General features: G+C 48.2%; 11 protein-coding genes. 10 read left to right on the top strand and 1 reads right to left on the bottom strand.

Annotation, left to right across the window (positions count from 1 at the left end; translation table 11 throughout):
• The first annotated feature begins 91 nt into the window (after nucleotides 1-91).
• From Q3C19_RS07165 to Q3C19_RS07125, 9 genes are all read left to right on the top strand, one after another.
• Nucleotides 92-1870 (top strand): glycoside hydrolase family 43 protein, encoded by a 1779-nt coding sequence (locus Q3C19_RS07165; protein ID WP_302728229.1) that lies wholly within the window; start codon nucleotides 92-94, stop codon nucleotides 1868-1870.
• 36 nt (nucleotides 1871-1906) lie between these two features.
• Nucleotides 1907-3766 (top strand): glycoside hydrolase family 127 protein, encoded by a 1860-nt coding sequence (locus tag Q3C19_RS07160; RefSeq protein WP_302728228.1) that lies wholly within the window; start codon nucleotides 1907-1909, stop codon nucleotides 3764-3766.
• Nucleotides 3767-4125: 359 nt separating this feature from the next.
• Nucleotides 4126-6210 (top strand): alpha-L-fucosidase, encoded by a 2085-nt coding sequence (locus Q3C19_RS07155; protein WP_302728227.1) that lies wholly within the window; start codon nucleotides 4126-4128, stop codon nucleotides 6208-6210.
• Nucleotides 6211-7047: 837 nt separating this feature from the next.
• Nucleotides 7048-8331 (top strand): IPT/TIG domain-containing protein, encoded by a 1284-nt coding sequence (locus Q3C19_RS07150; RefSeq protein WP_302728226.1) that lies wholly within the window; start codon nucleotides 7048-7050, stop codon nucleotides 8329-8331.
• Between the two features lie 60 nt (nucleotides 8332-8391).
• Complete coding sequence (locus Q3C19_RS07145; RefSeq protein ID WP_287641346.1) at nucleotides 8392-11478, top strand: TonB-dependent receptor; 3087 nt, start codon at nucleotides 8392-8394, stop codon at nucleotides 11476-11478.
• Between the two features lie 18 nt (nucleotides 11479-11496).
• Nucleotides 11497-13506, top strand: coding sequence for a RagB/SusD family nutrient uptake outer membrane protein (locus Q3C19_RS07140; RefSeq protein WP_302728225.1), 2010 nt, complete (start codon nucleotides 11497-11499; stop codon nucleotides 13504-13506).
• Between the two features lie 40 nt (nucleotides 13507-13546).
• On the top strand, nucleotides 13547-14473 hold the full coding sequence (locus tag Q3C19_RS07135; protein WP_302728223.1) for a DUF4361 domain-containing protein: 927 nt from the start codon (nucleotides 13547-13549) through the stop codon (nucleotides 14471-14473).
• Between the two features lie 345 nt (nucleotides 14474-14818).
• The gene (locus Q3C19_RS07130; protein ID WP_302728221.1) at nucleotides 14819-17470 is read left to right on the top strand and encodes a TonB-dependent receptor; all 2652 of its coding nucleotides are present in this window, start codon (nucleotides 14819-14821) and stop codon (nucleotides 17468-17470) included.
• A 67-nt stretch (nucleotides 17471-17537) separates the two neighbouring features.
• Nucleotides 17538-20168, top strand: coding sequence for a TonB-dependent receptor (locus Q3C19_RS07125; protein ID WP_302728219.1), 2631 nt, complete (start codon nucleotides 17538-17540; stop codon nucleotides 20166-20168).
• 237 nt (nucleotides 20169-20405) lie between these two features.
• Here Q3C19_RS07125 and Q3C19_RS07120 read toward each other — a convergent pair whose 3' ends face one another.
• Nucleotides 20406-21269, bottom strand: coding sequence for an AraC family transcriptional regulator (locus Q3C19_RS07120; protein WP_302728217.1), 864 nt, complete (start codon nucleotides 21267-21269; stop codon nucleotides 20406-20408).
• A gap of 539 nt (nucleotides 21270-21808) precedes the next feature.
• Between Q3C19_RS07120 and Q3C19_RS07115 the strand changes: the two genes are divergently transcribed.
• Complete coding sequence (locus Q3C19_RS07115; protein WP_302728215.1) at nucleotides 21809-22720, top strand: class I SAM-dependent methyltransferase; 912 nt, start codon at nucleotides 21809-21811, stop codon at nucleotides 22718-22720.
• The last annotated feature ends 22 nt before the right edge of the window (nucleotides 22721-22742 follow it).

The following is a 22742-nucleotide window of genomic DNA, read 5'->3' as shown; positions in this document are numbered from 1 at the left end:
CAGAAGTCAGCAAACAGGGCGGAAATGTAGCATTTTAATCAAAACTTTGCAAATCTGTTGATCTTAGATTTGTATAATTAATGAATTACTAATGAAAAGAAGATTTATTTTAGCAAACGGTGTCCCTTTGTTATTTTTACTTGCTACAACAGCAAGTGCCGGCGACACAGATAAAGCCAAACAATTGGCATATTGGAGTTTCGAGAAAGTACAGCATCTGTCGGGTGATTCTGTTTCGCCTTCCGTGGTCGGGCAGCCGCTTACGTCGGATAAAGGAAAACCGGCCGAGCCACAGCCTTACGTTTACGACGAAACCGGCAACGGTAATCTGATTCAGTGTAACGATTACATGCCTTCGCCGAATCTTTTTTCCGACGATGTGCCGGTTACCTCCATTGAAGGGCGTCCCAATACCCGTTCTCTTTTGTTGAAAGGACGCGAGTATGTAGTTCCTTTCAATCGTTCGTTACCGTTCTACGACATACAGCAGGCATGGAACATCAGTTTCAGTCTGAAGTGCAACCATCTGGGTACCGAGCAGGTTTATCTGTGCAAGGAAGGTACCAAAGGTTCCATTTATGCCGATATATCCATTGGCTTCGACCCGATGGAGCAACGCTTTTTCGTCCAGGTGGCCGATGTCGATGGTCAGCCGCAACGTCTTGCCGCAGGCAGTCATGTAGAAGGCGGGCGGTGGTACGATGTTTATGCACGTGCCCGATACAATGAGAAGAAGAATGAAACTGTCTTGGAGTTTGGTGTCCGTCTTTCCGGAGGACAGAAGTATAGTGTTTCCATTCTTAAGTATAAAGGCTTGGCTGTACGCCACAATGCCGGTATGTGGGTCATCGGACGCGGTTATCCGGGTGGGTTCCCCAACAGTCTTTCCGTACTCGACGGAGCTATTGACGAAGTTTCCATCTGCGGAGAAGAAAAACCGTTTAAGCCTGGACAGAATCCCTTGTTCCGCGATTCGTTTACGGGCGATCCGGCAGTCACCATCATTGGCGATAAAGCCTATGCTTACGTCGGAGCCGACAGAGCCGGTGCAGGTGGATGGTTCAACATGCCCGAATGGCTTTGCTATTCCTCTTCCGATATGAAGAACTGGACGGCACACGGTCCCGTATTGCGTGCTGCCGACTTCCCCGGTGCAAGTCCTTACGGAGCATGGGCTGCACAAGTGGTCGAGAAAGATGGCAAATACTACTATTATGTTACTCTGGACCGGAAAGACAATGGACAGCACATGATTTCCGTAGCTGTCAGCGATTCGCCTACAGGCCCCTTCAAGCCGGCTCGTAAGGATGGTACTCCGCTGATTACTGACGACATGACACCTGACTCGCACCGTCCCAATGCCGATATCGATCCGACTGTCTTGATCGACGATGACGGAACTCCCTGGATGGCATGGGGTAATGGCGACTGCTACATGGTGAAACTGAAGAAGAATATGATCGAACTTGACGGTCCCGTCAAGAAGGTTCCTTTCCGTAACTTTGCCGAAGGTCCTTGGTTGTTCAAGCGTGGTAACCTATATTATAATGTATATGCTGCCGATGCTCCCGGTGTACAGCCCGAGCAGATCTGTTATGCTACTGCCGAGAACATCGAAGGTCCGTGGACGTTCCGTGGCTACATTACCGGCCCGGCCAATCACGGTTTTACCATTCATCCTTCTGTTGTCGAGTTCAAGGGACAGTGGTATTTCTTCTACCACGACGGTTCTTATCCGCTGGACGGCACTCCGGGTGGCGACTGTCGCCGTCATGTGTGCGTAGAATATCTCTACTTCAATCCCGACGGCACTATTCAGCCCATTAAGCTGACTACCGAAGGTATCAGTGTAAAGCCTGCCCGGAAGTAATTCTGATAAACGCAACAGTCAAGTCCGCTTTTAAAAATGAAGTCAAGTAATAAAATTCTGTTATTGCTGTTATCGGCCCTGATGGTCGGTAGTCTCAGCGCAAAGGGCATAGGGGACGATAAGTCCCGTGCCCTTTCGTTTCCGGTTGAAGATGTTGTGTTGCAACCCTCCTGGGTGCAGCAGCGCGAATCGTTGAACATCGCTTGGATAAAGTCGCTCGATGCCGACCGTCTGCTCCACAACTTCAGAGTCAATGCCGGGCTTCCTTCGTCGGCCGAACCGCTTGGCGGGTGGGAAGCACCGTACATCGGGTTGCGCGGACATTTTGTAGGTCACTATCTGTCGGCGGCCTCTTCGGTGGTACGGAAGTATGGCGATTCGTTCCTGCACGACCGCCTCGACTACATGGTTGCCGAACTTGCCAAGTGCCAGTCGGTGTTAGGTGATGGTTACCTGTCCGCTTTTCCTGCCACCGACTTCGATGTGCTCGAAACAGTTTTTGGTGGCGTATGGGCACCTTATTATACTTATCATAAAATCATGCAAGGTCTGCTCGATGTCTATCGCAACACCGGCAACCGACAGGCTTACGACATCTTGCTCGGGATGGCCGATTATGTAGACCGTCGCATGAGCCGGCTCGACGAGGCCACCATCTCCAAGATGCTCTACACTGTTCAGGCCAATCCTTCGAACGAGGCGGGTGCCATGAACGAAGTCCTTTACGAGCTTTATGCCATCTCGCACGACGAGAAGCACCTGAAGCTTGCCCGTATCTTCGACCGCGACTGGTTCCTCCGTCCCCTTGCTGCCAACGAAGACATTCTTTCCGGCTTGCACGCCAATACCCACCTCGTGCTGGTGAACGGCTTTGTCGAAGGTTACGACCAGACCGGCAATCCGCTGTACTACGATGCGGTGTCCAACTTCTGGGAGATGCTTCTCTCGGCCCATGCCTATGTCAACGGTTCGAGCAGTGGTCCGCGTCCCAATGCTACTACGCCCACTTCGCTCACTTCCGAACACTGGGGACTGCCGGGGCATCTGGGCAATACGCTCACCCGCGAGATAGCCGAAAGCTGTGTTTCGCACAACACCCAAAAGCTTACGGCACACCTGTTTACCTGGACCCGCAACCCGAAGTATGCCGATGCCTACATGAATACTTTCTACAATGCCGTGATGGCTCTTCAGAACCATGAGACCGGAGCCTGTGTTTACCATCTTCCTTTGGGTTCGCCGCGGCAGAAGAAGTATCTCGACAGTCAGGCCGACTTCAAGTGCTGCAACGGTTCCAGCATCGAAGCCTTTTCGCTGCTGAACAACAACATCTACTTCCATAGTGGTGATACGCTTTGGGTCAATCAGTATATTCCTACCTTGCTCAACTGGAAGGACCGTCGTGTCAGTCTGACCCAGACTGGCGACCTGCTTCGTGATCACAAGGCAGGCATCACGTTGTCCATGAAGAAGTCATCCAAGTTGGTTCTCCGCCTGTTCATTCCTTCCTGGAGCAAGCAGACAGCCATTTTCGTCAATGGTGAGCGGGCAGGTACGGGTAGTCCCGGTTCCTTCTTCACCCTTCAGCGCAAGTGGAGCGACGGCGACCGCATCGAAATCCGTTTCGATTTCGGTTTCCGCATCGAGCCTATGCCCGACGACGACCGTACGATTGCTGTCTTCTACGGCCCCATGCTGCTGGCATTCCAGTCGCCCGATGAAATCTGGCTGAAAGGTTCGGCGTCCGACGTAGTTTCGGGGCTGAAAGTAACTGATGCGCAGAATCTCGTCTTTTCGCTCGACGACGGTGGCACCACGTATCGCCTGAAGCCTTTGTTCGAAGTTACCGACGAACCCTACAGCGTATATGTCCGGACCCGTAAGCTGACGGAGTAAATGACTTAAGAGGTGTATAAAAACTAAAAGTGACTGACATCTTGTTATTTTTAGGCACGGATTACGCGGAAAAACGCAGAGAAAGAAGAATAATCATCCGCGAAAATCCGTGTAATCCGTGCCTAAAAGGAAAGCAGTTCCTTAACTTAATATAGTATCTGGAGGGTGTGTCAAAACAGAAGTATCTGAAACTCTCCTCCTTCCCGAAGGAGGGGAGCCAGATACCATCACTTGGTTTTGACACAACCTCTTCAGATGATACATTTTTTTAGGAGTTAAAGCCGAGATAATGAAGAATGAGGAATGAAGAATTTCTGCAGCTCATTAACCATTAACCATTAACCATTATCATAAGTTCCATGATCAAGAAAACCTTATTTTTACTTTCTGCCCTGTGGATATTCCTGTCCGCAGCACAGGCACAGACCACCGCACCTGCTCCGTGCGGTCCGCTGCCTAACGAAAATCAGTTGCGTTGGCACGAAATGGAGTTCTATGCTTTCATCCACTTTGCCATCAACACCTTCACCGACCAGGAGTGGGGCGACGGTGGCAACACACCTCAGATGTTCAATCCCACCAATCTTGACTGCCGCCAGTGGGCACGTGTCTGCAAGGAAGCCGGCATGAAAGGCATCATCCTCACCGCCAAGCATCACGACGGTTTCTGCCTTTGGCCGACGAAGTACACCGAATATTCCGTCAAGAACTCGCCGTGGAAAGACGGCAAAGGCGACCTGGTTCGCGAACTTTCCGATGCCTGCAAGGAGTATGGGCTGAAGTTCGGTATCTACCTTTCGCCGTGGGACCGCAACCGTGCCGACTACGGCCAGCCCAGCTACATCACCTATTTCCGCAACCAGCTGAAGGAACTTCTCACCCAGTATGGCGATATTTTTGAAGTCTGGTTCGACGGTGCCAACGGTGGTTGGGGCTATTACGGCGGTGCACGCGAAAACCGCAACATCGATCGCTCCACCTATTACGATTGGGACAACACCATCAGCCTTATCCGCGAACTGCAACCGCAGGCCATCATCTGGAACGAGTGCGGTCCCGACATCCGCTGGTGTGGCAACGAAGGCGGTTCGGTGGGCGAGACCAACTGGAGCCTTTACAACTACAAGCAGTTTGTTCCCGGCGAACCCGACTTCAAACAGCTTCGCGTAGGTATCGAGGACGGCAAGCAGTGGATTCCTTCCGAAGTGAACGTTTCCATCCGTCCGGGCTGGTTCTACCACAAGTACGAGGATGCCAAGGTGAAGAAACTGCCCCAACTGCTCGACATCTTCTACAACTCCATCGGTCGCAACGGTACATGGCTGCTCAATTTCCCTATTGATAAGGAAGGCCGTATTCATGCCAACGACGAGCGTGCCGTGCTCGAACTGCGCAAGGCGCTCGACGAAGCCTTTGCCGACGATCTGGCCCGCAAAGCCAAAGCTGAAGCCGGCAACGTGCGCGGTGGCAGCAAAAAGTATGCTGCTTCCAAAGCCATCGACGGCAAGAAAGACACCTACTGGGCCACCGACGACGGCGTTACACAGTCCGACATCACCTTTACGTTTAAGAAACCTACTACGCTGAACCGCGTTCTGTTGCAAGAGTATATCCGTTTGGGACAGCGCGTCAAGTCATTTAAGGTCGAAGCCAACGTCGACGGACAGTGGCGCGAACTGGCCCGCGAGACCACCATCGGCTACAAACGCATCCTGCGCCTGCCCACTGTTACGGCTACGCAAGTCCGCATCTCCATCCTCGATGCCAAGGCATGTCCGCTCATCTCGAACATCGGCATCTACAATGCACCGCAGGTACTCACCGAACCGCAGATTGTACGCCATCCCAATGGTGAAGTCATCATCCGTCCCGCCGACGGCGAGTCAGCAGTGTTCTATACCCTCGACGGCACTGACCCCACTACCCAGTCGCTCCGTTACACCGGTCCGTTCATGGCCGACGGCGTTGTTACTGTCAGTGCCGTTTCGGTCGATATGGCTACCGGCAAACAGAGTACAGTGAGCCGCGAAGAGTTCGGCGTGTCGCGCACGAAGTGGAAAGTGATAGCTGCCGATGCGAACGCCGCCCGTGTGATCGATGGTGAAGCCTGGCCCGGATGGCACCAGCGTGGCATGATGCCTGCCGACCTGGTTATCGACCTTGGTGAATCCCTCGAAATCAAAGGCTTCAGATACCTTCCCGACCAGAGCGACTATTTTCCGTCGGGCATCATCACCTTCTACGAGTTCTATGTTTCCGACAACGGCAGTGAGTGGAAGCTGGTCAGCGAAGGCGAGTTCTCCAACATCCGCAACAATCCTTCGTGGCAGATGAAAGAGTTTGCTCCCGTCAAGACCCGTTTCGTCAAGCTCCGTGCCTTGAACAATACGCAGGGCGATAAAGTGGCGGGTTATTCCGAATTCGACGTACTGATTTCCAAGTAATTCCGGGAGGCATTTCTTCGACACTTGTACGGCTCGTGAGCCACGCTTGCATTCCATTTGTGGGACGCTTGCACGGCTCGCGAGCCGTACTTGCATTACAGACGGGGTATTCAGGCAATGCTCGTAGAGGGTCCGGACAAAACTTACTAACCCATCATCAATGTTGCCAGGCTGAAGTAGGTAGTTACGTCCGCCAAGTGGCACTTTGAGAACGAAAAGTGAAACATTCGCAATGAAGAATGAGTGAAAGATGGATACACGGACAGCACAGATAGGACAGATTTACACGGATAAAAAGTAGAAAGAGAAAAATTGGGTTCACGCTTTCACCAGGAAACTTTCATTTTGGTATACAGCAAGATATGGTGAAAGATAACGTTTCACGCTGATTCAATTAAAAATTTAAAATCTGCGTTTCATTCGCTTATTCCGTGTATCCATCTTTCACCTCAACTTGCTCACGCTCATTTGCTTACGGTGAAACTTTACCTCTAAACGCTTGGTTTCACCACAGATTGCGCCGATTTCACAGATTGCCTCCACTTCTTCCTCTGTGTTTCTCTGTGCCCTCTGTGGTGAATCGTCTTCTTTTTTGTTGTGTCCGGTTGAGCTCAAAAGTTGTTTTTCCCTTATGAAATCAGGGATAAATGTGGGTAAAGTGTCCTTTTTACCCTTAAAAAGTACTTTTACCCCTATCGAAAGTATTTTTACCCCTATTCATTTGGTATAACATTATTTAATTTTGCATCGAAGAAACCATAATAATGTTAACCATTTAAAAATTACATTATGAGAATTAACGCTATCTTATTTTGTGTTTCCGTTCTTTTTTCACTAATGATAACCTCATGTAATGGAAAGGAGGAAATTGAGAAGTGGCCTGAAAAGGGCAACTATTACGATCCAAGCAAGCCGATTGCGATGGAATCGATGTCTCCCAATTGGGGGCGAATTAATAACAATTTTGTGATTACCGGTAATTTCCCGCTCGATTTGAGTAAAATCAAGGTCTTTTTTGGTGGCGTAGAAGCGGTATTGGTCAACTGCGACGGACGCGACTTGTATGGATTGGTGCCCAAGCAACCGGCGGGAGTGAAAGAAATCACTATGGAAGTAGACGGACAGACTTATACATTGGACAATTTTACGTTCAAGTATTATCTGACTGAATCAGTAACTACCGTAGTCGGTAAGTTTGGTGAAGTTGACCCGCACGTGACAGGTACGCTTGATGAGGCCCGTCTGAACAGTACATCCCATTTGGCAGCTGTGGCCGGACAGGATGGCGACAACCTGATTGTATCCTGCGGTGGTTGGGCCGACAAAATCTATCTGGTGTCGTTCGACGACAATATGATGGTTCAGCTTACCGGTATCGGTTACATGGGTAGTGTGGCTACCAACAATTCGCGCGACGGAGTTGCGATTGTTGCCCGTGGTGATGGACAGATTTACACCGCTAAACGTAGCGACGGATGGACGTTGAATGCTACCGGTATTACTTATCCGTTCGCCGGAGGTAACAATCAGGGTAACATGAGCTTTGCCGAAGACGACCGTTATGTTTACGTCATGGGTGCCGATGGCTTGCATCAGATTGACTTGGAAAACAAAACGACTGAAATGATGTTCAACGTCAATCAGTTCTCTGCCGAATTTTCAGGTATCAACACATCACAATGGAGATACTACCTTACTTATAGTAAATATGACAAGGCTTTCTTCTGTTCTTATCCTGACAACAATGCTATTTTCAAATATTGGCAGGAAACGGATGGAACCTGGAAAGTAGAACGTTATGCTGGTTTCAAGGCTTCTTGGGAAGGTGACAACGTGACAGGCGACCGTCTGAACGACGCTGTGCTGAAGAATCCATGCGGTATGTGTGTCAACAGTAAAGGTGAACTTTATGTAGTTCTGCAAGGTGCGCACTGCATTGTGAAGATTGTAGGCCGTGAGGTTTCTCTCGTAGCCGGTCATCCTAATCAGAGTGGTAGAGTAAACGGTACGCCTACCGAGGCTTACTTCGACAATCCGCTCTGCATTGCTCTTGACGGTGAGGAAAACTTCTTTATTGGTGAAGACAATACAGGTGTAATACGTAAGATGACCATTGAATAACAAGCTTACACTACACTCGGGTTGAACACAAACTTATTATCAATATAACAATTAGTCAAAATGAAAATAAAACATATCATCATGTTCCTGGTAGCGTTGATCGCTTCGTATGGCGCGCTACATGCACAGGGGACCCTTTCAGCCTCCGGTACGGTGATGGACGAAAAGGGAGAGTTATTAATCGGTGTGACTATTTCGGTAAAGGAAAATCCTTCGCTGGGTGCTATCACCGATGTGGACGGACACTTTAAATTAGGTGGTATCAAGAGTGGGCAAACGCTGCAAGTTTCTTACATTGGTTACGAGACACAGACATTTAAAATAACGAAAAATATGAGCCAGATGCGGGTAGCGCTGAAAGAAAGCTCTACCATGGTGGACGAAGTCGTGATTACTTCTTCCGGTAAGGTACAGAAGAAGATCAACGTGACAGGTGCCGTCACTGGTGTCGAGGTGGCCCAACTGAAGGCGCCGGCAACTTCTGTCAGCAACATGCTGGGTGGCCGTGTGCCGGGTATCATCTCTGTCAATCGTAGTGGTGAGCCGGGTAACGACTTCTCCGAATTCTGGGTACGTGGTATCAGTACTTTCGGTGCCGGTTCCGGTGCTCTGGTGTTGATTGACGGTATCGAAGGCAACCTGAATACCCTCGACCCCGAGGATATCGAAAGCTTCTCCATCCTGAAGGACGCTTCCTCAACGGCTGTTTACGGTATCCGTGGTGCCAACGGTGTTGTATTGGTGACCACCAAGAAAGGTAAAGCCGGTAAACTGGAAGTCAATGTCAAGATGAATGCCGGTCTGTCTTACTCGCCGCGTATGCCGGAGTATGTAGACGCCGCTACCTATGCCGAACTTGCTAACGAAGCCTCTATCACCCGTGGCGGTGTGCCCATCTATTCCGACGTCGATCTGGCCCTGTTCCGGAGCCACATGGACCCCGACTTGCATCCCGACGTTAACTGGCGTGACGTTATTCTGAAAGACTATACCTGGAACCAGCAGTACTTCCTCAGTGCTTCGGGCGGTGGACAGGTAGCACGCTACTACATCAGTACCGGTTTTACGACCAAAGATGCCATCTTCAAGCAGGACAAGGGTGTGAACCAATACGATACGAATGTGAGATACAACAAATTCAACTTCCGTGCCAATGTCGATGTGAACGTCACCCCGACAACTACCCTCTCGCTGAACGAAGAGACTTATATCGTTACACAGAATTATCCGGGTTACGGTGGCAATAACAGCGATGTGCTGTGGCAGGCACAAGCCAATCTGACACCGGTCACCGTGCCGATGTTGTATACCGGAGGTCAGGCACCCGGTTACGGTTCCGAAAAGAATACAATCAGTCCCTATGTACTGATGAACATGATGGGTTACCAGAAGTTCTATTCCAACAACAACAAGATTACGATGCAGCTGACTCAGGATCTGAAGGCCATTACTCCGGGTCTGTCCGTGATGGGTCTGTTCAACTTCGATGGTAACAGCAACATGACGGAAACCCGTGGAAAGCAGCCTGCTATTTATTATGCCAACGGACGTAATCGCGACGGTTCGCTCAATTTGGAGAAAGTTTCCGAAGCTATAGAACCTTATTTCAGTCGTGGTATGTATGTCGATCGTAAATACTACTTCGAGTTCAGAGTCAACTACGACCGTGTGTTCAACAAAGTTCACCGTGTCGGTGCCCTTGTCAACGCTTATTGGCAGGATTACACTAAATCCGAATGGTTGCAGTTACTGACTGCCATCCCCAAGCGCTACAACAGTTACGCCAGCCGTTTCTCTTATTCGTACAACGATATTTATATGGCCGAATTCAACATGGGTTACACCGGTTCCGAGGCCTTCGAAAAAGGCAAGAAGTTCGGATGGTTCCCTGCCATATCGTTGGGTTGGTCGCCCACGCAGTACAAGTGGTATCAGGACCGTAACTTCTTTGTCAACTATTTCAAGATCAGAGCTTCGTATGGTGTTGTTGGTAACGATAAACTGACGTGGGATGATTCTGTACGTTTCCCGTACCTGACGTTGGTGGGAACGGGTGGTTCTGGTGTTTGGAACAACGGAAGTGGTTTGATCGAGACCCAGGTCGGTTCGAGCAACCTGCGCTGGGAGAAAGCCAAGAAGTATAACTTAGGTATCGATATGCGTTTCTTCCACGAGCGTTTCGACATGACGGTCGACTTCTTCAAAGATATTCGTTCGGGTATCTATCAGCGCCGTGAAAGTGTTCCCGATGAAGTAGGTCTGCCTTCAATGCCTTGGGCCAATGTGGGTGCGATGAAAAGTTGGGGTGCCGATGGTCACATCTCTTATACCCAGCCGTTGGGCGACAACGACAAGTACTTGGTGGTACGTGCCAATTATACCCAGTCCATGAACGAAATTACCAACTATGAGGAAGCCATCCAGCGTTATCCGTATAAGACAAAGGTTGGTTATCAGAGCGAAATCAGTCGTGGTCTGATTGCTTTGGGACTCTTCAAGGATCAGGCAGACATCGACAACAGTCCGATCCAGCAGTTTGGTACTTATATGCCGGGTGACATCAAGTACAAGGATGTGAACGGTGACGGTTATGTGAACAGTGATGACGAAGTACCTTTGAAGTATTCGTACGTTCCGCAGATTCAGTACGGTTTTGCTACGGAGTTTAACTGGAAGAACTTCAATCTCAGTGTGCTGTTCGAAGGTGTCAGCCGTGTGACTTATTTCCATGGCGGCTCCATGTACCAACCCTTCTCTGGTGGAACAATCGGTAACGTGATTACAGATTTTGCTGATCCTGCCAACCGCTGGATTTCCCGTGAAATCTCCGGTACGGCCGAAACCGAGAATCCGAATGCCAAGTATCCGCGTCTGTACTATGGAGGTAGCAACAACAACAGCCAGAAATCTACGTTCTGGTTGACCGACGGTTCTTACCTCCGTCTGAAGAACGTACAGATCTCTTATTCGTTGAAGAACCGGTTCTTCTCGAAACTCGGTCTGCAGAAGGCTACCATCAGTCTGATAGGTGAAAACCTGGCTGTATGGTCGAAGGAAAAACTGCTTGATCCCTCTCAGGCTGGTGAGAATGGAACCAAATATCCTATCCAGCGAATTTATACATTACAATTGAACCTCAACTTCTAAACATAGAAACAGAGCATTATGGTAAATCTTACTATCTATAAGAAAAAGTTTTGGCAGGTGGGCAAGGCTGCTTCCCTGATAGCCTTTGCAGCTGCCAGCATGATGATGGGTTCTTGCGAGAACTACCTCGATATCGAGAAGTATGTCTACGACCAGACGACCCTTGACTCCATTTTCCTTTCACGTGAAAGAACCGAACAATATATCAACGGTGCGGCATCCTTGATCCCTGACGAATCTGCGCTGACGGGTAATGATTGGGGTATGGGAGCCTGTCTTCCTTCCGGATTGGGTACCGATGAATTTATTATTCCGTTTGTGATGCCGGCCAATGCCATCTTGTACGACGAAGTAACTGAATTGGATGTTAAATTTAATCCTTGGGGTAATTGTTACAAGGGCATCCGCAGGGCAAACATTGTCTTACAGAACATCGACCGTAACGAAGAACTGACAGAAATGGAGATGCGAGACTTCCGGGGGCGTGCCTACTTCCTGCGTGCTTACTTCTATTATTATCTGATGCGTCTTTACGGTCCGGTTGTTCTTGTGCCCGATACTCCGATCGACACCGACTCCGAGGAAACTTCTTTTCCGCGTGCTACGTACGATGAATGTGTAGCGAAGGTTTGTGCCGACCTGGATATGGCTATCGAATATTTGTCCGACAATCGTATCGAGTCGTTGCAATACATTCCGACCCGTGGTGCGGCAATGGCGTTGAAAGCTCGCGTGCAATTATTTGCTGCCAGTCCGCTGTTCAATGGTAATACCTATTATTCCGATTGGCAGACAGAGGAAGGTAAACACTTTATTTCTCAGGAAGTAGATAACAGCAAGTGGGGAAAGGCCGCGGCTTCGTTCAAGCGTGTTATCGATACGGGTAAATATGAACTTCATACTGTTGATAAGATTGTGAATACCTTGGGTACAGGTACTTTACCATTGCCCAGTACGGTGTCCGATGCCAATTTCCCCGACGGTGCTGGCGATATCGATCCCTATAAGTCATATAAGACGTTGTTTGACGGTACTTATCAGGCTTATCAGGTAAAGGAGTACATTTTGTATAATCCAAGTTCAATGGCCGCAGGAGCCGGTTGCGGTGATTATCGTATGGTGATGCCTGCCAAGTTAGGTGGTAATGCTACGTTGAGTGTAACTTTGGATATGATTGATGAGTTCCGTATGGCCGACGGACGTCCCTTCAGCGAAGCGACCGATGCTGAAAAATCCGGTGATCCTATCGGACAGGGTCTGACTTTCTCGTCCGATTATCTGGTGTCTGATCAATGTGCACAACGCGACTGGAACCGTGAGCCACGTTTCTACGCTTCTGTTGGTTTCAATGCTTGTGTATGGCCTACTACTTCGCACCGCGATGCTGGTGCTGGTACCCGTAACTATGTGTGCGATTACTATAGTGGTGGTTCGGGTTCCGACTTGAATAACAATAACTATCATAACCGTACGGGTTATACAAGCCGTAAATTTGTGCATCAGGACGACTGTGTCTTTTGGAACGGTTCAATTAAGGCCAAGACTTTCCCGGTGATTCGTTATGCTGAAGTGTTACTGGGCTACGTGGAGGCAATGAACGAAATGGAAGGCTCGTATACCGACGAGGCGACCGGTATCACCGTATCGCGCAACGTGGACGAAATGGTGAAGTACTTCAACATGATCCGTTACCGTGCCGGACAGCCGGGTATAACGGCTGCTGATGCCCAAGATCGTGATAACATGCGTAAGATCATCAAGCACGAGTACCAGATAGAGTTTGCCTTCGAGGGGCACCGTTACTGGGATCTGCGCCGCTGGAAGGATGCTTACGATGCTTATAACAAACCGGTAAGAGGCCTCGACGTCAGTGCAACCTCGGCTCAGCGCAATCAGTTCTATACCGAGCGTGTATGGAGCACCGAGAAGACCATGAACCGCGTGTTCAACAACAAGATGTACCTGTGGCCTTTGGATAGATACGTACTGCAGAGAAACGGTAAGTTAGTGCAGAATCCGGGCTGGTAATTAACAATATTAATAGTGTGACAAATTCAGATAATTAGATATGAAAAAATTGGCTTTTTTATCGGCTGTGCTGTTAGCAGCAAGCATGGTCGGATGCGACAATAGAATACCTATGGAGGAGGAACAGTATCCGAGATCGGTATATTTGGTGGGTGCCGGTGAAACGATGATCAACCGTGATCTGAACATCGGTTACGATGTTGACACCATTTATGCATCGGTGGCGGTGAGCGGTTCGCTTTCTACACCGAGCGATGTGGTAGCTACCGTTGTTGAATCGCCCGAGAGTGTAGATGCCTATAACAACAAGGAACTGGGTTCTGACGATATCCATTACCGCAATCCGGGGGCAGGAATTTATTCCTTCCCTCAGGAGAACGTAGTGGTGAAAAAAGGAGAGGTGTATGGTACTTATCCCATTCTGATTGATCCATCTACCTTGCATATTGATTCGCTCTACATGATTGCTCTGAAGTTGGAATCGGTTTCGCAGTTTGCTAAGTCAGAGGAAGATACCGTGGTGAAGATCCGTCTGAACCTGATGAACAAGTATTCCGGACTGTACTACATGGATGGTGTCATCAAGCCTTTGGATAACTTGAAGGATTCTCTTATTTACAAGACTAACCGTAATGCACAGGCTGTGATTGATGGAAACACGGTACGTGTTTATCACCAGAAAAATGAGTGGTCGAAAGGTGCTACGGATTATCGTCCGGGTTACTGCTTCAACATCACGGTAAACGAGGACAATTCGTTGACTCTGAAACCGTGGGATAAGTTCGACCTGATAGAAGGTGGTGGTACGTACTACGAAGATATGGAAGTCTACGACCTGTGGTATAAGTTCAGAGACGAAGGCCGGGAATGGATAACCCGTGGTTTCCTCTACAAAGACCGTCAGGGTGACGATGAGTTACGCGAGATTACCGACTGGATGGAAGAGCATCGCGTATACGATAATTGATTGATATAAGGGACAGGTATTAGTTTTTATATTCTTTATTACCCTTTTTTTAAGATGAAGACAATCGTATCTGCATTATTTTAGCATTTGTGTTTGTGATGAATGTAAGTGCGTGGCAATAATGCCGGATACGATTGTTTGTTTTTAGGATGTACTGGATTTGCGGATCCGACGGAGTGAGTTTTCATTCTATTTTGTTTACCTTTAAAATAATATGTAATTATGAAAACGAAGTATTTTTTCTGTTGGGCATTCTTTCCCTTTTTTTATTGAGCTCTTGAGTTAGAAAATCTGGATTTTATTCTGACTAATTCATGGATTGTAAAACCTAATTTATTTTTTAACATGAGAGCAATTATTTCTGCATTCTTTCTGGTATTGGTATTTGTGACGGATATCAACGCCTGGCAGGTGGTGCCGGATTCGATTGTTCGTTATTTCGAGAAAGAATTGTTGCACTTCCCGCAGGAGAAGATGAGCATACATACCGATCGCGGTGTGTATCTGGCCGGAGAGCGGGTGTGGTTCAGGGTACATGTAGTAGATGCGCTGACGCTGCTACCGGCCAATGCAAGCCGCTACGTGTATGTGGAACTGATAGCCCCTACGGGGAGTTTGGTGAAACGCGTCAAGATACGGCCCGACGACAAAGGAAGTTTCGGCGGCTATCTCGACATTGATGAAAATCTGCCGGAAGGATATTACACCATCAGGGCTTATACACAGTTCATGCGAAATGTGGGTGAAGACTATTATGCACACAAGTCGGTGTTCATCTCGACCCCCGCTTCGCAGGAACTGAAACCTCACGTAGTGATTACGGAACAGGGGGAAGATCTGAAAACCCGCATTTATTTTTCGACCGAGGCAGACGAAACAGATACGATTGTGCCACAGCAGGTACTCGTTTTTGCCGATGGTGACCGGGGTGGAAAGGGCGACCATCTGAAATTCAAAAACGGAGTGGCTGAATATACATTTAAAGAAAAAGAAGTCAATAAATCCCGAACATATCTGTTACAGGCCATTTATAATAATAAAATAGCCGAATGTTATCTGTCGCTGCCTTTCGATGACAGCGATTTCAGCGTGACATTCTTTCCGGAAGGAGGAACGGCCGTTCTTTCTTCTCCATCCAAAATCGCATTCAAGGCCATCGGTACCGACGGATTGTCGGTAGATGTGGAAGGCGAGGTGAAGGACGAAGAAGGAAATGTGTGCACCACTTTCCGCAGTACGCACTTGGGAATGGGTAGCTTTACGCTGAACTGTATGCCCGGCAAGCGGTATGTTGCCCACTGCAAGACCGGCAACGGGGTAGAGAAGGAGTTTGAACTGCCTGTCGCTTCGGAACAGGCTGTTTCCGTTAATACGTTGTGGCTCAACGACGTGTTGCGTGTCAGCCTGAACCGTTCGCCTCTCAATGCAAATCGGCAAAACCTGACGTTAGTGGCCCAGTTGCGCGGATTGGTGCTTTATGCCAAGCCGTGGGACAACAAGCGTGAGTTTATCGATTTTTCTAAAGATTTTTTCCCGGCGGGCATTGTGCACTTTATCCTGATAGACGAGAATTGCAACATCTTGAGCGAACGTTTAGTGTTTTCGCGGCAGGACGACGCAGTGGCAGCCGTAACACTGAATCCTGATCAACTCGATTATACTCCGCGTCAGAAAGTGGTACTTGAACTGACCCTGAAAGATGTGTACGGCAATCCGCTGGAAGGCAACTTTTCGATGTCGGTAGTGGATAAGGCGGACGTACAACCCGACACGACTTCGAACATCCTTTCGACCCTGTTGCTGACATCGGAGCTGAAAGGTTATATCGAGCAACCTGCCGGTTACATGAAGAAAGATAAGAGAACCGAATACAATTTGGATCTACTGATGATGACGCAGGGATGGCGCCGGTACAACGTACCGGAGATTCTGAAGGGGCATACGACGGAGACGCTTCCCTATCCGGTAGAACTGAGCGACGTGGTGACCGGTAGAGTGGAAGGACTCGTGTCGGCATCGAAGAATGCCAATATCTCGCTGATTGCCCTGAAGGATTCGGTGATAGGCACGGAGATGACGGTAGTGGATAGCGAAGGAATGTTTCGCTTCGACCGGCTGGAATATCCTGAAAATACCCAATATCTGGTACAGGCATTGAAGCCCAAGGGTTCGCGTAACTTGTATATTGCGTTGGATTCGTGCAAACCCCTTCCACAACCTGACTTGAAGTTGTTGGTGCCCCGCATGAAAAAGAAGGTGGAGTATAACTACATGCAGAAGATGGACATGAAATACACTATCGAAAACGGTATGCGGGTATATAATCTGTCGGAGGTGCTGATTACGGCCCGCCGGAAGACCAAAGAAAGGCCCTCTTCACCTTTTTATTCCGAAATATTTGAGCCGGAGGTACTGACGTCGGAAGATGTTGATAGGCAAAATATTCTTTCTGTGCTCGACTTGGTACGCCGCCTGCCGGGACTGACGATAGACAGTGAAGGCAAGGTGAAGTATTACAGGGAAACGGCAAAGGGCGTTTCGCCGATGGTGTTGCTTGACAACGTTCCTTACGATGACTTCAACTACGAGCGGCTGAATGTAAACGATATCGAGAATCTGTTTTTTGCGTCTCCGTTAACAATGACTGTTGTCTATGGCTCGCGCGCCCGGGCAGGTGCCATTGTCATCACAACTAAGGAAGGATTCGTTCAAAAGAATACGTTGAACAAGAACATGAGCATTGTGACGCCGCTGGGCTATCAGCAGGAGGTAGAGTTTTACGCACCGGTGTACGACACGAAGGAGAAGCTGGAGTCGCGTTCGCGCGACTTGCGTTCGACCATCTACTGGAATCCGTCGGTGGTGGCCGATGCCGAGGGCAGGGCGCATGTGGAGTTCTATGCGGCCGACTCGCCCGTCGACTACCGAGTGGTGGTGGAAGGTGTGTGCCAGAACGGGGTGATTATCTCTTCCAGTTCGTCGATGGTTCCCGAGTGATTTTAGTGGACGAGGTGGCGAGTAATAAGTTGGGCTTTTGAAATTATAATTAATTAGAAATCATAAGATGAAAAGACTTGTATCTGTATTTTTTTTAGCATGTATGTTGCTGACGGATCTCAACGCCCGATGCGTAGTGCCGGACACGATTGTTCGTCTTTTCGAGAAGGAACTGTCTCACTTTCCGCAGGAGAAGATGAGCATACATACCGATCGGGGTGTGTATCTGGCTGGTGAGCGGGTGTGGTTCAGAGTGCATGTAGTGGATGCGCTGACAATGGTGCAGGCCAATGCAAGCCGTTACGTTTATGTAGAACTGACAGCCCCTACGGGGAGCTTGATAAAACGTATCAAGATAAGACCCGATGACAAAGGAAGTTTCGGCGGCTATCTCGACATTGATGAGGAGCAACCGGAGGGATATTACACCATCAGGGCCTATACACAGTTTATGCGGAACGTCGGTGAAGATTATTTTGCGCACAAGTCGGTGTTTATCTCGACACCCGCTGCGCAGGAACTGAAGCCTCACGTAGTGATTACGGAGCATGGGAAAGACCTGAAAACCCGCATTTATTTTTCTAGCGAGACAGACAACACGGACACAATCGTACCACAGCAAGTACTCGTTTTTGCCGATGGTGACCCGGATGGAAAGGGGGATCATCTGAAATTCAGAAACGGAGTGGCTGAATATACATTCAAAGAAAAAGAAGTCAATACATCCCGAACATATCTGTTACAGACCATTTACAATAATAAGATAGCCGAACGTTATCTGTCGTTGCCTTTCGATGATAGCGATTTCAGCGTGACATTCTTCCCGGAAGGAGGAACGGCCGTTCTTTCTTCACAGTCGAAGATCGCTTTCAAGGCCATTGGTACCGACGGATTGTCGGTGGACGTGGAAGGCGAGGTGAAAGACGAGGAAGGAAAGGTGTGCACCACTTTCCGCAGTACACACTTGGGAATGGGTAGCTTTACGCTGAACTGTATGCCCGGCAAGCGGTATGTTGCCCATTGCAAGACCCGTGAAGGGGTAGAGAAGCTGTTTGAACTGCCGGTAGCTTCGGAGCAGGCCATCGCCGTTAACACGCTGTGGCGCAACGACGTGTTGCGTGTCAGCCTGAACCGTTCGCCTCTCAATGCAAATCGGCAGGACCTGACGCTGGTGGCCCAGCTGCGCGGGCTGGTACTTTATGCCCAGCCGTGGGACAACAGTCGCAGGTATATCGACTTTGAAAGAGATTTTTTTCCGGCGGGTATTATACACTTTATCCTGATAGACGAGAATCGCAACATTCTGAGCGAACGTCTGGTGTTTTCGCGGCAGGATAATGCAGTGGCAGCCGTAACACTGAATCCTGATCAGTCCGATTATACTCCGCGTCAGAAAGTGGCACTTGACCTGACCTTGAAAGATGTGTATGGTAATCCGTTGGAAGGTAACTTTTCGATGTCGGTAGTGGACAAGGCGGATGTACAACCTGACACAACGTCGAACATCGTCTCTACATTGTTGCTGACTTCAGAGCTGAAAGGCTATATCGAACAACCTGCCAGCTACTTGAAGAAAGACAGGAAAACCGAATACAACCTGGACTTGCTGATGATGACCCAGGGATGGCGCCGATACAATGTACCGGAAATCCTGAAAGGACATACGACGGAAACACTTCCCTATCCGGTGGAACTGGGTGACGTGGTGACCGGAAAAGTAGAAGGTTTTTTTTCGGCATCAAAAGGTGCTTATCTGTCGTTGCTTGCACTGAATGATTCTGTGATAGGAACAACCGTGACCAAGGCTGATACAGAAGGGGTATTTCGCTTTGATGGGTTGGAATATCCTGAAGATACAAAATACATTATACAAGCTCAGAAATCAAAAGGTTCACGGAACGTATTTATTGAAATAGATTCGTGTAGGGCATTCCCGCAGTCTGATCTGAAGCTCTTGCCTCCACGGCTGGAAATGAAAGTAGAACACAATTATGTGCAGAAGATGGATATGAAGTATACCATTGAAAATGGAATGCGGGTTTACAATTTGTCGGAAGTGTTGATTACGGCTCGGAGAAAACCGGTAGTGGAAACCAGTTCGCCTTACTATTCCGTTTCGACTTCGAAAGTCATAACATCGGAAGAAATAGAGAAAGGACATTTCCTTTCTGTACTGGATATTGTGCGACGCCTGCCGGGTATTATAGTAAGTGGTACTGACGTGACATATCGAGGAGGAACACCGATGGTACTGCTTGATAATGCACCAACCGAAGTTTTTAGTTATGATTGGTTGGATGTAGACAATATTGCTGATATTTTCTTTTCACCTCCTACTACGGTCGGTCCCATTTTCGGGGCGCGTGCCATGTCGGGCGCTATTGTCATCACGACCAAAAAAGGATTCGTCCAAAAGAATACGCTGAACAAGAACATGGGGATTGTGACGCCGCTGGGCTATCAGCAGGAGGTAGAGTTCTACTCGCCGGTGTATGATACGAAGGAGAAGCTGGAGTCGCGTTCGCGTGATTTGCGTTCGACCATCTATTGGAATCCGTCGGTAGTGGCTGATGCTGAAGGCAGGGCACATGTGGAATTTTATGCGGCCGATTCGCCCGTCGACTACCGGGTGGTAGTGGAAGGTGTGTGCAAGAACGGTATGATTATCTCTTCCAGTTCGTCGATGCTTCCTGAGTAACTGTTAAACCTTGACAACAGCATACGGATATTATATTCCCCAGTTAGGAAATGGAAGTTCCCTAACTGGGGAATTGTTTTTTCCTAACTAGGAAATTACTTTTTCCTAACTGGGAAAAAAATAGTATACTGGAGACGTGTGTCTTTTGTCTTTTCCTGATTTAACGAGACGCTTTTTTATTTTATAAACTATAATAGTAGACATTTTGTCTTTGATACGGTTTCGTTCACTTTGGTATCAGTGCAGGTCGGCGGTATGCATCTTGAAGTCTTGCGGAGTGATACCGGTTTCCCTTTTGAATATGCTGATGAAGTGTGAACAGTCGTCGTATCCCAGCTCTGCAGCCACATCTCTGATGGATATGTCCTTGATGGTAAGCATTTGCTGTGCTCTTTCTATTTTCCGTTGTATGATGTAATGGGTTGGAAGGGTTTTCATTTTTTCCTTGAACAGACGGGTGAAATAGCCTTTGCACAGACAGGCTTCTTTAGCAAGGTCTTCGACACTGATCTTCTTGTCCAGGTTCTTCTGTATCATAATCAGCGTCTTTTTGATGCGGTTGTCGATATCGTCCTCTTTGGGTTTGGCTTCCTTCATAAATTTGGCGATGAGCTGGAACAGGATGCCCCTTGATTCCAGTTTCAGAGTAATATCCCGCTGTTCATTGCGTGTGATGTACTTGGATAAAGTCTGGTCGTTGTCGTATGATCTGGGATCGGATTTGGGTAATGCCATGGAAGGATTCAGTTCGCATAACCGTTTTACCAGTTCCAGGTCGATGGATTCTCCTTTAATTTCGACGGGAAAATTGTAGTCGTCCATGAAACTTGACTCAAATTCCAGTTTCTCGTATATATGTATATAATAATGTTCGAAATGTTCCTCGCAGCTATAGCTGTGCAAGGTAAACGAAGGAATCATGTACATGTGGTCTGGTTTGAGCTGATACTCTCCGGAAGGCAGAATGATTTTGGCATGTCCTTTGGTTACATAATAGATTCGTGTGAAAGGACTGGTGACATTTTGCCAGTTCCAGTCGGCATTGTGAATGGCCAATCCGACGTTGAGCGTCAATGGATGGAAAATATCAATCTTTTTCATGGTATAAATTATTGGTTTAAGTGATATCACAAAATTAAGGGTTTGGAGATTGTTTGCCTCATAATAGTGTAACAAAAACCTTTGACTACGTAACATCACGGCAAAAAAAAGGTAATATACTGTTAATGGAAGTAAAAACGTGGCCTTTAAATCATGAATGAAGGGGTAAAAAAGTGTTTTAGTAGAGTGAATGTATCAGATAATACATAGCTTGTCATGGATGGATTTTTACGGCAAAATTGGCTTGTTTTGACAAGATTCGTTATCCGTTTTTCAGCTGAATGCAGGATGTATTTCCTAAAAATTCCCTTTGGACTTGCGGAAGCTGATGCGGGTTTCGGGCAGGGACAATGCAATGCTTGGTTTAGATCGTCAGACAGGATCTCCGGCATTGCTAAAGATGTGCTTCGGGCTTACATTATCCTTAAATCTCCTTAACAGAATCCCTGTAAATCACTTTTTATTTGTTATTTTGCACCAAATTTAGGTGTATTGCAGCCTGACGGTTTGGGATGCATCGTTATTTGGTAGAACGTTCGATGAATAAACTCACTATAAAATCTTGTCCGGTATGCGGCAGCACACAGTTGGAACGTGCGTTGACATGCGTTGACCATTACGCTTCGGGCGAGGTATTCCACTTATGTCGTTGCCAGAATTGCGGTTTTCTGCTGACACAGGATTTTCCTGTTGAGGCGGAGATAGGCCGTTATTATGAAACTCCGGACTATATTTCGCATTCTGATACCCGGAAAGGGGCGATGAACTCGGTTTATCACTGGGTGCGCAGTTACATGCTGAAGCGTAAGGCGAGGCTGGTGATGCACGAAGCACACCGGCGGGAAGGGCGATTGCTGGATATAGGTACCGGTACCGGTTACTTTGCCGACACCATGCGCCGTCAGGGCTGGCAGGTGGAAGCGGTAGAGAAGAACGAGGGAGCACGGAAGTTTGCTAAAGAACATTTTAATCTGGATGTAAAGCCTGATACGGCTTTATTGGACTACGAACCCGCTTCGTTCGACGTGATTACGCTGTGGCATGTGATGGAGCATCTGGAGCACCTGAACGAGACGTGGGAACGGCTGTATTCGTTGCTGACAGAGAAGGGAGTGTTGATTGTGGCTGTGCCTAACTGTTCGTCGTACGATGCACAAAAGTACGGCGCCTATTGGGCTGCTTACGATGTGCCCCGTCATTTGTGGCATTTTACGCCTTCTACGATTCATCATCTGGCTGCCAATCATGGTTTTATCATGGCCGAAAGACATCCTATGCCTTTTGATGCTTTCTATGTGTCGATGCTTACCGAGAAACATATGCGTCATTCGTGTGCATTTCTGCGTGGAATGTTTACGGGTACGTTGGCGTGGTTCAGTTCGCTGGTCAGGAAGGAGCGGAGCAGTTCGATGATTTATGTGTTCCGGAAGAAAAAAGAGACGGACAGATGATGCGGACAGTATAAAAAGAAAG

It is taken from the genome of Bacteroides sp. ET489 (assembly GCF_030518095.1).
Taxonomy (GTDB): Bacteria; Bacteroidota; Bacteroidia; order Bacteroidales; family Bacteroidaceae; genus Bacteroides; species Bacteroides ndongoniae.
Note: the sequence above shows the minus strand (reverse complement) of the source record. Positions and strands in the feature narration are given on the sequence as shown.